8 protein-coding genes are annotated in these 14,225 nt (G+C 71.4%); 5 read left to right on the forward strand and 3 right to left on the reverse strand.

The genetic code is table 11. The features are described from left to right. The first annotated feature begins 49 nt into the window (after window positions 1-49). Entirely contained in the window at window positions 50-5,197 is a 5,148-nt protein-coding gene (locus OG223_RS52725; protein ID WP_329265040.1) for a family 43 glycosylhydrolase, read from the forward strand. Window positions 5,198-5,488: 291 nt separating this feature from the next. On the opposite strand, the gene OG223_RS52730 is transcribed toward OG223_RS52725, so the two are convergent. After that, on the reverse strand, window positions 5,489-6,217 hold the full coding sequence (locus OG223_RS52730; RefSeq protein ID WP_329265042.1) for a spermidine synthase: 729 nt from the start codon (window positions 6,215-6,217) through the stop codon (window positions 5,489-5,491). A gap of 32 nt (window positions 6,218-6,249) precedes the next feature. Between OG223_RS52730 and OG223_RS52735 the strand changes: the two genes are divergently transcribed. Then, window positions 6,250-6,627 carry a hypothetical protein gene (locus tag OG223_RS52735; protein WP_329265043.1) on the forward strand — a complete coding sequence of 126 codons (378 nt, stop codon included), beginning with the start codon at window positions 6,250-6,252 and terminating at the stop codon, window positions 6,625-6,627. Between the two features lie 57 nt (window positions 6,628-6,684). Here OG223_RS52735 and OG223_RS52740 read toward each other — a convergent pair whose 3' ends face one another. Beyond that, on the reverse strand, window positions 6,685-7,440 hold the full coding sequence (locus OG223_RS52740; protein ID WP_329265044.1) for a ScbR family autoregulator-binding transcription factor: 756 nt from the start codon (window positions 7,438-7,440) through the stop codon (window positions 6,685-6,687). A gap of 788 nt (window positions 7,441-8,228) precedes the next feature. Beyond that, complete coding sequence (locus OG223_RS52745; RefSeq protein WP_329241010.1) at window positions 8,229-9,479, reverse strand: ScbA/BarX family gamma-butyrolactone biosynthesis protein; 1,251 nt, start codon at window positions 9,477-9,479, stop codon at window positions 8,229-8,231. 505 nt (window positions 9,480-9,984) lie between these two features. Between OG223_RS52745 and OG223_RS52750 the strand changes: the two genes are divergently transcribed. From OG223_RS52750 to OG223_RS52760, 3 genes are all read left to right on the forward strand, one after another. Next, window positions 9,985-10,203: an acyl-CoA carboxylase epsilon subunit gene (locus tag OG223_RS52750; protein ID WP_329241007.1), complete on the forward strand. Its 219-nt coding sequence runs from the start codon at window positions 9,985-9,987 to the stop codon at window positions 10,201-10,203. Between the two features lie 912 nt (window positions 10,204-11,115). Then, the gene (locus OG223_RS52755; RefSeq protein WP_329241004.1) at window positions 11,116-11,739 is read left to right on the forward strand and encodes a ScbR family autoregulator-binding transcription factor; all 624 of its coding nucleotides are present in this window, start codon (window positions 11,116-11,118) and stop codon (window positions 11,737-11,739) included. A 687-nt stretch (window positions 11,740-12,426) separates the two neighbouring features. Beyond that, a complete protein-coding gene (locus OG223_RS52760; RefSeq protein ID WP_329241001.1) occupies window positions 12,427-13,311 on the forward strand; it encodes an AfsR/SARP family transcriptional regulator in 885 nt (294 codons plus the stop codon). The last annotated feature ends 914 nt before the right edge of the window (window positions 13,312-14,225 follow it).

Genomic DNA, 14,225 nt, shown 5'->3' on the forward strand with positions numbered 1-14,225 from the left:
CCGGAGCGGGTCCCGGTGGCCCAGGCTCGCAGCGGTTGCCCTCGCCGCGATGTGCATGACGCTGCTGCCGACCACCGCACACGCCACGAACCCGGCAGCCACCGCGGGCTCCTCGGAGATCACCGACGGCCTCGCCCTCTGGTACAAACTCGACGCGGCCTCCGGCCAACTGGCTGCCGACTCCTCGGGCCACGGCCGGGACGGCACCGTGAACGGCACCGCCGGCTGGAACGCCGGCGACGGCCTCACCCTCAACGGGTCCGACACCTACGTGAAGGTGCCGGACAACATCTTGAGCGGCATGAGCGCGATCACCGTGTCACTGGACGTGCAGATCGACCCCGCGCAGGCCAGTCCTTACTTCATCTACGGATTCGGCAACTCCAGCGGCTCCAACGGCAACGGCTATCTCTTCACCACCGGCAACACCTTCCGTACCTCCATCGCTTCGGGCAACTGGTCGACCGAGCAGACCACCGCGCCCGCCGCCTCGTACAACCTGCCGCGCACCGTGTGGAAGCACCTCTCCTACACGCAGACGGCAAGCGGCACCGGCGTGCTCTACGAGGACGGTGTGGAGGTCGCCCGCAACACCGCCGTCAGCATCACGCCGGGTTCGATCGGCGGCGGCACCACTACCGCCAACTTCATCGGCCGCTCGCTCTACTCCGGCGACAAGTACTTCAAGGGGAGGATCAAGGACTTCCGGGTCTACGACCGGGCGCTGGACGCCTCCGAGGTCGAGCAGTTGGCGCTGCCGATCGCCACGGACGGGGTCGCGCGGGACAAGGCCGCGCTGAGCCTCGGCGACGGCACCGGCGCCGTCGTGTCGGACCTGACGCTGCCCACCGCCGGTACGGCGGGCGGCAGTTCGATCAGCTGGTCCAGCGACGCGCCGTCCGTGGTGTCGGCGACCGGCGCCGTCACCCGCCCTGCGAGCGGTGAGCCCGATGGTCACGCGACGCTCACCGCGACGCTGAAGAAGGGCGCGGTGACCGACACCAAGTCCTTCGACATCACCGTGCTGGCGGACTTCGACGACCAGCACGCCGTGGACCGGGCCGCAGCCTCGCTGACCGTCCCGAATATCGACGACGTACGCGGGAATCTGACGCTGCCCGCGAACGGCGACTACTCGACCGCGGTCGAGTGGTCGTCCGCCGACCCGTCCGTCGTCTCCGCCGAGGGAGTGGTCAACCGCCCGGCCGCGGGCGAGGGTTCGACCGCCGTCGAGCTGACCGCGACCGTCAGGCGCAACGACGCGTTCACAACCCGTACGTTCATTGCCAAGGTGCCCCAACTGCCGGTGACGGAAGCCAAGTCCGGCTACCTCTTCAGCTACTTCACCGGCGAGGGAACCGCCGACGGCGAGCAGGTCCACTTCGGGCTGAGCAAGGGCAACGACCCGCTGAAATGGCGGGAGATCAACAACGGCAACCCGGTGCTGACCTCGACGCTGGGCGAGAAGGGGTTGCGCGACCCGTTCATCATCCGCTCTCCTGAAGGCGACAAGTTCTACCAGATCGCCACCGACCTGCGGATCTACGGCAACGGCGACTGGGACGCCGCGCAGCGCACCGGCAGCCGGGCGATCATGGTGTGGGAGTCGACCGACCTGGTGCACTGGACCGACCAGCGGCTGGTGACGGTCTCGCCGAAGGAGGCCGGCAACACCTGGGCCCCGGAGGCCTATTACGACAAGTCCCTCGGCTCGTACGTCGTCTTCTGGGCGTCGAAAATCTACGACAACGAAGCGCACACAGGCGACACCTACAACCGCATGATGTACGCCACCACCCGTGACTTCCGTACCTTCAGTAAGCCCAAGGTGTGGATCGACCGCGGCTACTCGGTGATCGACTCCACGATGATCGAGCACGACGGCCAGTACTACCGTTTCTCCAAGGATGAGCGGAACAACACCTCCTCCTCCCCGAACAGCAAGTTCATCTTCGAGGAGAAGGCCGACTCGATCCTCGACACCGACTACGCCTCCGTGGCTGAGGGCATCGGCAAGGGCGCGATGAGCGCAGCCGAGGGACCGCTGGTCTTCAAGTCGAACACCGAGGAGAAGTGGTATCTCTTCCTCGACGAGTTCGGGGGCCGCGGCTACATACCGTTCGAGACGACTGACCTCGACTCGGGCGTCTGGACCCCGTCCACCGACTACTCGCTGCCGTCGTCGCCACGCCACGGAACCGTGCTGCCGGTCACCGAGGCCGAGTACAACCGGGTGCTGCGCGCTTATCAGCCCGACGAGCTGGTGGAGAGCGCCGAGGATGTGACGGTCTCCACCGCCATCGGCAGCGCGCCGGTGCTGCCCGCGACCGTCATCGCCAAGTACGCCGACGGCATCACCCGCCCGGTCGCCGTGACCTGGGACGACGTCCCGGCGTCGGCATACGAATCGGCCGGGACGTTCACCGTGAACGGCACCCTGCCGGACGGCGCCACACTCCACGTCCAGGCCCATGTCACGGTGTCCAAGGACGGCGGCACCGACATCCCGTCGGGACTGGTCCTGCGCTACGACTTCGACGAGACGTCCGGCAACGTCGTCCGGGACTCCAGCGGCCACGGCAACCACGGCACCTACGTCAACACCCCGGCCTTCGGAACTGGCGTGCACGGCGGTTCGTTCGTGATGAGGGGCGGCTCCAGCTCCTCCACCACCTCGCCGTACGTCAAGATCCCCAACGGCGTGCTGAAGGACACCGACAGCATCACCGTCTCCACCTACGCCAAGTGGGATCCGACGGCGACAGCGGTCAACCAGTGGCTCTTCGGCCTCGGCCCGGACAGCGACAAGTACCTCTTCGCGACACCGTCGAACGGCGGCGGGAGTCTCTACTCGGCCGTCACCACCGGAAGTTGGGGCGCCGAGTCGAAGCTGTCGGCGGGCTCGAAGCTCGCCGCCGGCGAGTGGAAACACATCACCGTCACCCTCAACGGCGCCACCAGGACCGCGGTCCTCTACCTCAACGGCGTGCAGGTGGCCAAAACCACCGGGGTGACCATCAAGCCGTCGGACCTCTACGACGCCTCGAAGGGCTACAGCGGCTACATCGGCAAGTCGCTGTACGCCGCCGACCCCTACTTCGCCGGCCAGGTGGACGACTTCCGGATCTACAACCGCGCGCTGTCCGCGGCCGAGGTGCTGGAGCTGAGCGGCAACACCACCGGTATCGCCAGTGCCACGCTGCCCGAGCTGAAGACCGACGCGATCGTCACCGACACCCAGAGCCGGATCGTGCTGCCGGCCAAGGAAGGCACTGAACTCGCCGCCCTGGCACCGGAGTTCACCCTGGCCAACGATGCGACCATCAGCCCCGCCTCCGGCACGGTCCGGAACTTCACCAAGCCGGTCAGGTACACCGTCACCGGCTCGGACGGCGCGACCCGCGTCTGGACCGTACAAGCGATTGAAATGAAGAGCCCGGTGCTGCCCGGTCTCAACGCCGACCCGGACATCGTGGTCTTCGGCGACACCTTCTACATCTATCCGACCACCGACGGGTTCCCCGGCTGGAGCGGCACCCAGTTCAAGGCGTACTCCTCCACCGACCTGGTGCACTGGACGGACCACGGCGTCATCCTCGACCTGGGTCCGGACGTCTCCTGGGCCGACAGCCGGGCCTGGGCGCCGACGATCACCGAGAAGAACGGCAAGTACTACTTCTACTTCTGCGCTGACGCCAACATCGGCGTCGCCGTCTCGGACTCCCCGACCGGTCCGTTCAAGGACGCGCTCGGCAAACCCCTCCTCGCGGCAGGCACGTTCAGCGGCCAGATGATCGACCCGGCGGTCTTCACCGACGACGACGGGACGTCGTACCTCTACTTCGGCAACGGCGGCGCGTACGTCGTCCCGCTGAACGACGACATGATCTCCCTGGACACCTCCAAGGTCGCCACGATCACTCCCGACGGTTTCCGGGAGGGCGCGTTCACCATCAAGCGGCACGGTGTCTACTACTTCATGTGGTCGGAGAACGACACCGGCGACGAGAACTACCAGGTCGCGTACGCCACCGGCAGCTCGCCGATGGGCCCCTGGACCAAGCGCGGCGTGATCCTGTCCAAGGACCTGGCGCTCGGCATCAAGGGCACCGGCCACCACTCGGTGGTCCGGGTCCCCGGCACCGACGACTGGTACATCGCCTACCACCGGTTCGCCATCCCGGGCGGCGACGGCACCCACCGCGAAACCACCATCGACAAGCTGGAGTTCGACGCCGACGGCCTGATCAAGACGGTGGCCCCCACCCTCACCAGCATCAAGCCGGTGACCGTCGCGCATGCCGGTCCCGACGCCACTGGAGCGGAGGGCGGCGCCATCGCCCTCACCGGCACCCTCTCCGGCGCGGACGCCACCCCGAAGTGGAGTGTTGCATCCGGAGCCCCGTGCACCATCGTCCGCGCCAGGACCCTCACCCCCGCCATCACCTGCACCGACAACGGCACTTACGAGGTCACCCTCACCGGCGGCCGCAGCAGCGACACCCTCACCGTCACCGTCACCAACGCGGCCCCGGTGATTCGCGACGCCACCGGACCCGCCAAGCCGGTATCGGTGGGCGCGAAGATCACCCTCACCACTCACTACACCGACCCGGGCAGCAGCGACACGCTCACCTGCTCGGTCGACTGGGCCGACGGCACAGCCCCGACGTCCTGCCGCGCGGGCCACACCTACCGCAAGGCCGGCATCTACCACCCGACCGTCACCGTCACCGACGACGACGGGGCCGCCACCTCCAGGACTCTCACCGACCTGGTCGTCTACGACCATGCGGCCGGCTGGGCCGTGGGCAGCGGCGCCTTCGCCTCGCCGGCCGACGCCTACCCCGCGTCCCCTCGGCTGACCGGAAAGGCAGCCTTCTCTTTCTCCCTCTCCTACGGCAGGAACGCCACCACCCCCACCGGCAGGGTCGCCTTCGACTTCAAGGCGGCGGGCCTCAAGTTCCGCTCCACGTTGTCCGATTGGCTGGTGGTCACCGGCTCGCGCGCCCGCTATCAGGGGTCTGGCACCCTTAACGGCGTCAAGGGCTACGGCGTCAGCATCACCGCCACCGACCACCCGGACACCTTCCTCATCAACGTGTGGAGGAAGTCCACCGGCGCCACCGTCTACGCCGGCCCCACCGCGGCACTTGCCTGCGGCATCACCATCGGCCACCACCCGGCGGCGCACTGACCGCCCCGGCCCCAGCCGCCGGACGGCCCTGCGGCCCAGATCCGTCCGGCGCGCGTGCGCTGTCGACCACTGAACTTGAACCCGTGCTGTCGGAGCTGAGGTGCGTCAGATGCAGGCCCCTGACCTGCTGCACCGGATGTCCGAGCAAGTCCCCGACGGTGGTCGGGGAGGTTGAGGCTCCGCAGAGGGGGACCACCACGGTGAGGATGGCGAAGCCGTCGTCGCGGTGGTCGAGCAGGGCGGCCCGACGCTCGGTGTCGATCGACGCCCCGCAGCACGGACAGCCGATCTTCAGGGCCTGTCCGGTGCCTTGCCGGCCAGGTAGACCGTGTTGGTCGAGGTACCGCCCTGTAGCGGGTTGTCGAAAGCGACGACATGGGCCGCTGTGTGCGCGAAGACCTCGGAGAGCGCGGAGGTGAACTGCGGGTCGGGCGGGTCGTTCGACCACAAGGCGAACACCCCGCCGGGGTGGAGGTGACCGGCGAGGGCGCGGAGCCCGGCGGGCTGGTAGAGCGCCGCGTGGCGTGGGTGGAGCACATGGCGCGGCGAGTGGTCGACGTCCAGCAGGATGGCGTGGAAGCGGCGGCCCGGCTCCGTGGGGTCGAGACCGCACGGACCGGCGGCCAGTGCGAAGAAGTCTCCGTGCAGCAGTTGGCAGCGGGTGTCCGAGGTCAACCGGGCTCCGAGGGGGACCAAGCCCCGCTGATGCCAGTCGATGACTTCGGCGAGCGCATCGATCACCGCCAGTGTCCGCACCCGTGGATCATCCAGGACGGCGTGGGCGGTGTAGCCGAGTCCGAGTCCGCCGACGGCTACGTCCAGTTCGGTGTCCGGCAGTTTGGCCAGGGCGAGTTCCGTGAGCGCGATCTCGCCGGTAGTGAAGAGGCTGGACATCAGGAACTCGTCGCCAAGCTTTACCTCGTACACGTCATCCCCCGAGACCGGGTGGCGGCGCCGACGCAGACTGATCTCTCCGATGGGCGTCGGTTGCCAGTCGATCTCCTCGAAGCGCAGGCCCATCCGTTCACCTTTCTGACGTGCGTGGAGGCACGGTGCTGTTGCGCATCGAAACATACTCCGCCCCGGCGTGGGAGCCGGGCGCTGATGAAGTGACGGCCCGGTCGGGCGCCGCGACCGGCGACGTGCGGTTGGAAGTGGAGAGCGCGCCGGTCGAAGATGTAGCTACCGACGGCGGAGGACCACATCGTGTCGCCGCACACGCCGGCACGATGTGGGCGGTGGACGGGGCCACCGGCCGACCGGTGTCGAAGGTCTTTCCCCACGGAGGCGTTCACCACACGCCGACGGCGGTCGGCGGAAGCGTGCACGTGGGCAACAACAAAGGCCTGGTCGCTATGGACGCGGCGACGGGAGAGGCAGCATGGGGCGGCGCCTTTGGTGCGACTCGGCGGCTGTTGCTCTGGTGTTGACGTGGGTTGCCTGTGGCGGGTGCGGTTTGGTGGCTCCGGTGTCGGGTTTGTGTCTTTTTATGCTGCTTTGGTGTTTGGTTCCGCTTTTGTGCTGGCGTCTGGCTGCGTTGCTGTGTCGCCTGTGCCTGCTGTTGTGTCTGTGCCTGTGCTGTTTGTGTTGCTGTTTGTGTTGCTGTGTGTGGTGAGGGTGGCGATGGTGTGTGCTCGTTGGGGGGTGAGGTTGAGGGTGGTGAGGGTGGCGGGGTGGGTGATGGTGGGGAGGGTGTGTTGGAGGAGGGTGGTGATGGTGGTGGGGAGGTTTTGGTAGTTGGTGGTTGCTTGGGACATGGCTTGGATGCCGGCGAAGGCGCCGACGAGTATTTGGGCGGTTTCTTGGGGGTTGACGTGGGGGAGGAGTTCGCCTTGTTGTTGGGCTTGGGTGAGGAGGTTGGTGACGATGGTGGTCCAGTGGTGGAAGGGGGCGGTGCGGTCGAGTCCGTCGGCGCGTTGGTCGAGGGTGAGGCGGACGCCGGCGCGGACGAGGGGGTCTGTTTGGAGGCGGTGGGCGTGGAGCATGGTGGTGTCGATGAGTTCTTGGGTTTTGCAGGGGTGTGGGGGGACGGTGAGGTTTTGGTCTTGTCCGGCGAGGACGCCTTGGGCGAGTTGTTCTTTTGATTTGAAGTGGAAGTAGAGGGCGCCTTTGGTGACGTTGGCGGTGGTGAGGATTTCGCTGATGGTGGCGGCTTGGTAGCCGCGTTCTTCGAAGACGGTGGCTGCGGCCATGAGGATGGTGTGGCGGGTGCGGATGGCGCGGTCTTGTTTGGGTTGTGGCATGGGGTGGCTTTCTTTCGGTGCGGGTGGGGTGCCCGCGGTTAAAAATACCGTCCAGTTCGTATAGTCTACGGGGTTTGGTGGGGGGTCCGGGGGGTTGTGCGGTGATCGGTTGCCGGGTGTGTGGTGGGCGGGTGTGGGGTGTGGGGGTGGGTTTCTGCGGGTGAACCCACATTTTTTGCGGCGATTTGTCCGCATCTGTGTCTGATTGTTTTGTGTGGGGTGGGTTTTTTGTTGTAGGGGTGGGTTCGGTTGCCGGGCGGGTTTGTTTCTGTGGTCCGGCCGGTGGGTGTGGGTGGGGGTGTTCTGTCCGGCGGGTGGGGGTGCCGGGTGGTGCCGGGTGGTTTGTGGTGGGCCGTTGTGCTGGTGGTCCGGGGTGTGGTGGCCGGCCGGGCGGGGGTGTGGTGCTGGCCGGGCGGTGGGTGTGTGGGGTGGTGGGGTCTGAGGGGGTGCTGTTCGGGGTCCGGTTCGCGGCCGGCGGGTTTTCCCGGCCGGGCGGTCGGCGGTGTTCGGCGGGGGTGCGGTTCGGGGGCGGGCGCGGTGGTGCGGGCGGGAAGGCCCCGGGGCGTGTCGTGGTGTCCGTGGGTGTGTCCGGTGGCGGGGCGGACTGTCCGGTGGCGTGGGTGTCCGGTGTCGGTCCGGGGCGGGGTTTTCGGTTCGGTCCGTGGCGTGGTGGCCGGTGGGGGTGTGGTTGGCGGGGGTGGTGGCCTGTGGGGGTGTGGTCGTGCTGGTCCCGGTGGGGGTGGGGTGCGGGGTCGGCCGGGGGTGTGGTGGGGGTGGTGGCGGGGGTGTTAGGGGGTGGTGGTGGTGATGGTGGAGTGGAAGACGGGGCGGTTGTTCTGGTGGCAGGTGATGTGGATGGTCTGGTGGGGGGTGGGGCGGGTGGTGGTGGGTGTGGGGGTGGGGTGGGTTTGGAGGTGGCAGGGGGTGTCGAGTTCGGCGTAGTTGGTGAAGGTGGTGGTGAGGGTGAGGGGGAGGGTGGGGTGGCCGAGGTGGGCGGTGGTGGCTTGGCGGGCGGCTTCGAGGAGGACCATGCCGGGGATGTGGTCGACGGGGTGGTCGAAGAGGACGGGGTGGCGGGTGTCGGTGCGGAGTTGCCAGGTGTGGGGGTGGGGGGTGGGGGTGAGGACGACGTCGGTGGGGGAGGTGCGGCCGACGGTCTGGGGTGCGGTGGGGGCGGTGAGGGGGAGGGGGGTGGTGTGGGTGCGGTTGCCGCGGAGGCGCCTGTAGACGGCGGGGGGTGTGCAGGTGCAGGAGGCGTCGGCGCGGGCGAGGGTGTGGCCGTCGCGGCGCAGGGTGCTGGTGTAGCGCAGGGCGGCGGTGCGGCCGCGGCGGCGGGTGATGTCGGAGCAGGTGACGTCGATGGTGAGGGCGGCGGGTGCGGGGCCGACGTGGAGGTGCGCGGGGTCGAGGGTGAGGGTGAGGTCGTGCATGACGAAGTTGTGGTCGAGGGGGACGCCGTATTCGGTGTGGGCGAGGAGGAGTCCGCTCTGGCGGATGGTTTCTGCGGCGATGAGGGGGTCGTGGCGGCCGTTGATGGGGGTGAAGAAGGAGTGGGCGCGGGGCCATTGGGCGCTGACGGTGAAGCGGTCCTGGCCGGTGCGGTGCCAGTCGGTGAGCAGGACCTCGGCGACGGAGGCGCGGTGGACGAACTCCTTGGGGACGGTCCGGGTCAGGGAGAGGTGACCGAAGGCGTCCTGGCCCGCTGACACCCCGGCACCCGCGGCACCCGCGGCACCCGCGGACATCCTGTCCCCGGCGCCCGCGGGCATCCCGGTGCTCCTTGTGTCCGCGGTGCCTGCGGGCATTGCGGTGCGGGTGGTGTTCGTGGACGGTCCGGTGCCCGTGGTGCCCGTGGTGCCCGTGGTGCCCGTGGTGCCCGTGGTGTGCGTGGTGTGCGTGGTGTGCGTGGTGTGCGTGGTGTGCGGGGCGGGTGGTGCGGTGTCCGGGGTGTGTGCGGGTGTGGCTGGTGGTGCGGTGTCCTGCGGGGCGGGTGCCGTGGTGCGGGCCGGGCGGTGGGTGTGGAATGTGGGTGCGGACATGGTTCCCCCTGGGGCCGGGATCGGGACGGATCGGGTGAGGTGCGGTGCCCCGCGGTGTCCCGCCGTACGCGACGGGACGGGGTGGGGCGGGGTGGGGCGTGCGGTGCCGTGTCGTGCAGGGCGGTGCGGCAGCGTGGTGCGGCGGTGCGGTGCACTCGTGCGGTGCCGTGCGGTGCGGTGTGACGCGGTCTCCGGACCAGAAGATACATACCACTCGGTTTTCTTTCTAGGGGTATCGGGGCTTCCGGGGGCACGAAATGCGGAGGGGGCCGCTCCGTGCCGGATGGCCGGAACCGTGCCGGGGGGCGTGGCGCCGGGCTTCGGGGGGCCGGTGGTGTGCGCGGTGCGGCGCGGCGGGCGGCGGCCGGCCGGGGCGGGGTGCGGGGGCATCCCGGACCGGTTGCGGCGGGGGCGGTGCGGGGTGGTTCTCGAGCGGGGCGGGAGTGGTCCTCCAGTGCGCCGGCGCAGGGTGGCCGCACGTCGGGAAGAAGGGAGTGCGGGCCGGGTGAGCAGCGCGGAGAGTGTTTTCCGGGTGGAGCGCGGGCGGGCGAGCCGGGAGGAGCTGGCGGCGCTGTGCGCCGTGCTGTGCGCGGTGCTGGCCGCCCGCGCGGACGACGGCGGCGACGGCGGCGACGGTGGCGGAGACGGCGGCCGGGTGCGGGGTCAGGCGTGGCACCGGGGGCGGGCGGGTGCGGTCTACCGGCCGCCCCGTGCCTGGCGGTGACGGCCCGGCGGGCTGCCGGGGTGGCCGGTTCGGTGGGTGCGTTTCCCGCCCCCTCATGTAAACCACGCATGCGGTTTGTTACGGTGGGGTGGCATCGTCCGGCCGCGCGGTGGGGGAGGGGTACGCCGTGAAGGGTTGCCGGCGTCCTGTCCCGCCGGCCGGTGCGGGCGTCCGCCGTGCCCCGGGAGGACACCGGCACCCGCCCGCACCGCCCGCACCGCCCGCACCGGTCGGTCGGTCGGTCGGTCGGTCGTGGAGTCTTCCGGCGCCCCACGGCACGGCGCGCTGCGGTTCCCGGGGGTGCGGGGTGTTCTGGCGGCTTCCGGCGGTGCGGACTGTCCCGGGTGCGGGCGGGCGGTGCTGTTGGTGGTCCGGTGCCGGGTGGTGGCGCGGTGCGTGGTGCGCCCGGCCCGGTGTCCGGCACGGCGCGCCCCGCCACGGCCGGGCCCGGCGCCCGGCGGGGTGGGGGTCCTGTCCGGGCTCGGGGCGGCCCGCTGGTGCTGGATGTTGTCCGGTGGTGGCGGGCCTGCCGGGTGTGCTGCGGGGTGCCGGCCTGCGGTGCGGCGCGCGGGGTCTGCCCGCGGGGGGTCCGCGTGCCGCGGTGGCCGGGCGCCCGGGTGGCCGGGCGTTGGGTGTCCGGCGTCGTGGTGCCCGGGGGCCGGGTGCGGTCTGTCCGGTGCTGTCGCCGGCTGCGCCGCTGTGCGTACGGCGTCCGTCTTTTCTGTCTTCGGCCTGCGGTCCGGCTGTCTTCCGCCCGGTGTCCGGTGTCCGGCGGCGGTGTGTCCCTGCCGGGCGGATGCAGGGGGCGGTATGCCGGTGTGTCCGTCCGTTCCTGCTCTTTCCCGCGGGCCGGCGGGTGTGGCGGGTGTGGGGTTTCCCTTTGGTGTTCTCGGTTCGGTGACGGAGTGTTGGATGGTCAAGCAGGAGCGTGCGGCGCGTACCCGGGAGGCCCTGGTGCGGTCGGCGGCGGAGAGTTTCGCCGGTCAGGGGTTTGCCACCGCGTCGCTGGCGGTGATCAGTGCGGGGGCGGGGGTGAGCAGCGGGGCGCTGCACTTCCATTTCGCGGGCAAGGCGGAGCTGGCGGACGCGGTGGAGGAGTCCGCGGCGGACACCCTGCGGGTGCTGACCGGGCGGGTGGCGGGTGAGGAGGCGGGGCCGCTGCAGCATCTCATCGACGTGACGCACCGGCTGGCCGGGCGGCTGCGTGAGGACGTGGTGCTGCGGGCGGGGTTCCGGCTCGGCGGTGACATGACCCGGGTGCCGTGTGCGGATCTGCGTGCGCTGTGGCAGGGGTGGGTGGGGGAGGCGGTGCACCTGGCCGGGCGGGGCGGCGAACTGCGCCGGGGGGTCGCGCCCGCGGGGGTGGTGAGCGCGGTGGTGGCCGCGACGGTGGGGTTCGAGGTGCTCGGCGCGCGGGACACGGCGTGGCTGTCGCGGCCCGTGATCGCCCAGTTCTGGCGGCTGCTGCTGCCCACGCTCGCCCCGGTGGCACTGCACGCCGCCCTCGACACCGCCGGCACCACCCCCCGCCCCTAGACCGCCCGGCCACCCCCTCCCTCCCTCCTTCCCTCCCTCCCTTCACCCACCCGGCCCCGGCCCGCCCCGGCCCGCCCCGTCCCGCCTCTGCTTGCCCGGCTCGCCTTCTTCCGGTGATCCGCCGCACGGCCGGAACGGGCAGCACACTTCCGGCCGCACACCCCGCCCCCCGCCCCCCTGGGGATGCCCCGTCGGCACCCCCGGGGAGGGCGCCGGCTGCGGACCGGGGTCCGCCGTACGGCGGAGAGCGCGGCCGAAGGCCGGGACGGACGCCCCCGCCCCGCGCAACCCCCGTACGCCCTGAACACCCCGCACCCCCCACGCGCGGCGCACGCCCACCCCGCACATCCCCTCACCCCGCACATCCCCCCGCCCGGCATCCCCCGCACACCTGGCCCGGCATCCGGTGCTCCGTGTCCCGCGCCGGCTCCCGGCCGGGCGGTCCGCCCGTGCCGCGCCCCTGTCCTGCCGGCGTGTCCCGTGCGTGTCCTGCCCGTGCTTCCGGCGGGTGCGGGGGTGGCCGGATCTGTGCGTTCCCGGGGGCGGTATGCCCCCCGCACATTGACAAACCGTCCATGCTGTTTTTTTATCGAGGGGTTCGGGTGCCGTGCCGGCCCGGGCGTCGGGCGGTCCCGGAGTGCGGGGCCGTGTGCCTGCTGTCGTGGCGGCCTCGTGGGGGAGTTGAGTGTGGACATCGAAGTGCTGGGTGCGCTGGCGGTGCGTGAGAACGGTGTGTCGGTCGTGCCGACGGCGCCGAAGCCGCGGCGGGTGCTGGGCCTGCTGGCCCTGCGCGCCGATCAGGTGGTGCCGGTGGCCGCGCTGGTCGAGGAGCTGTGGGGGGCGATGCCGCGGCGCAGTGCGCGCACCACCCTGCAGACCTACGTCCTGCAGTTGCGCGAGCTGATCGGCGCGGCGCTGGCCGCGCCGGGGCGGCGGCCGCAGGCGGGGGAGCGGGAAGGCGGGGGCGAGGGCGCTGGGGGTGGTGGGCGGCTGGGGGCCAAGGATGTTCTGGCCACCGTGCCGGGCGGCTACCGGCTGCGCACCCGGGGCGGCACGGTCGACCACCGGGAGTTCGGGCGCCGTGCGGGGACCGGTTACCGGGCGATGGACGCGGAGGACTACGCGGGAGCGGCCCGCCGGCTGGCCGGCGCGCTGGAGCTGTGGAGCGGGCCGGCGCTGACCGGTCTGCAGGCCGGCAGCCAGATCGGCATGGAGGCCCGCCGGCTGGAGGAGGCCCGGCTGTGCGCGCTGGACCAGCGCATCGACGCCGACCTGCGCCTGGGCCGCCACCGCGAGCTGCTGCCGGAGCTGACGGTGCTGGTCAACCAGCACCGGATGCACGAGAGCCTGCACGGCCAGTTCATGGTGGCGCTGCACCGCGCGGGCCGGCGCGGCGAGGCCCTGGACGTCTACCAGCGGCTGCGCTCCACCCTCGTCGCGGAACTGGGCCTGGAGCCCTCCGCGCCGCTGGGCCGCCTGCAGCGCTCCATCCTGACCGCCCGCCCCGACAGCGCCCCCGTGACCGCCCCCGCCGCCGGCACGGCCCCCCGGCTCACCGCCCGCCCGGCCTGACCTCACCCGGCTCACCGCCCGCCCGGCCCGACCCGCGTGCCCCGGCCCGCCCGCCCGGCCTGGCCCGGCGGGCGCCCTCGGTTGCGCCCCCGGCTCCCGGCCCCCGGCTTCCCGGGTCCTGGCCCCCGGGTCCTGGTTCCGGCTCCGAATCCCGGCTTCCGACTCCTGGCCCTCGACTCCCCGGCTGCGGCGCCCGGCTCCGGCCCCCGGAGCCTGGTCCCGGGCGCCGTCCCGTCCCCCTGGGGGTGTCCTCCCGGTGCCGGCCCCCCCGGGGGGCTGTCCTCCCTGCACCAGCCCGCCCTCCTCTTCCCGGGTACCGGCCCGGTCCGCCCGCCCCGGGAGCCGTCCGCCCACCGGACTCGTCCGCCCACCGGACTGCATGCCCCCGGACCGCACATGCCCCCGCACCGCATGCCCCGGAGGGAAGAGTCCCCGCCCTCCGGCAGGCGCCCCCGTCGCACTGCTGCCCGCCCCGGCGCGCGGACGGCCGCCGTCCCGGACGCGGGCCCCGGCCCGTGCCCGCCTCTCCCGCGACGCCCTCCCCGCTCCTCTCCCGGACGGTTCTCCGGACCCCATTGCAAAGAACCGTCCACCCGGTATATTTTGGCGGCGTCCGCACCCCTGGGACGGTCCGCCCGGCCCCGCAGAACCTGTGCCGGGCCGCGCCGGAAGAAGCCGCGAGAAGCCGTAAGAGGGCTGGCAGAGGCAGAACTGACAGGCAGGCTGAAGGCGGGAGAAGGGGAGGGCGGAGGGGGAGAGGCCGTGCCGCGCAGAGCACGGTGCGGCGCGGGATGCCGTCCGCCTCCTCCCGCCTCCGCCCTCCCCCTCCGTCGCCGTCGCCGTCTCGGCCCCTGCGCCCTGCTTCCGTCTTCGCACGGTGCTCCGGTGTTCCGGTCTCCCGGTGTGCTCCGGTG

The organism is Streptomyces sp. NBC_01478, assembly GCF_036227225.1.
Taxonomy (GTDB): domain Bacteria; phylum Actinomycetota; class Actinomycetes; order Streptomycetales; family Streptomycetaceae; genus Streptomyces.

Coding starts and splice junctions, on each gene's coding strand:
- OG223_RS52755 (WP_329241004.1), top strand. CDS start 11,116: ATGGTCAAGCAGGAGCGTGCGGCGCGTACCCGGGAGGCCCTGGTGCGG.
- OG223_RS52745 (WP_329241010.1), bottom strand. CDS start 9,479: ATGTCCGCACCCACATTCCACACCCACCGCCCGGCCCGCACCACGGCA.
- OG223_RS52740 (WP_329265044.1), bottom strand. CDS start 7,440: ATGCCACAACCCAAACAAGACCGCGCCATCCGCACCCGCCACACCATC.
- OG223_RS52725 (WP_329265040.1), top strand. CDS start 50: ATGTGCATGACGCTGCTGCCGACCACCGCACACGCCACGAACCCGGCA.
- OG223_RS52730 (WP_329265042.1), bottom strand. CDS start 6,217: ATGGGCCTGCGCTTCGAGGAGATCGACTGGCAACCGACGCCCATCGGA.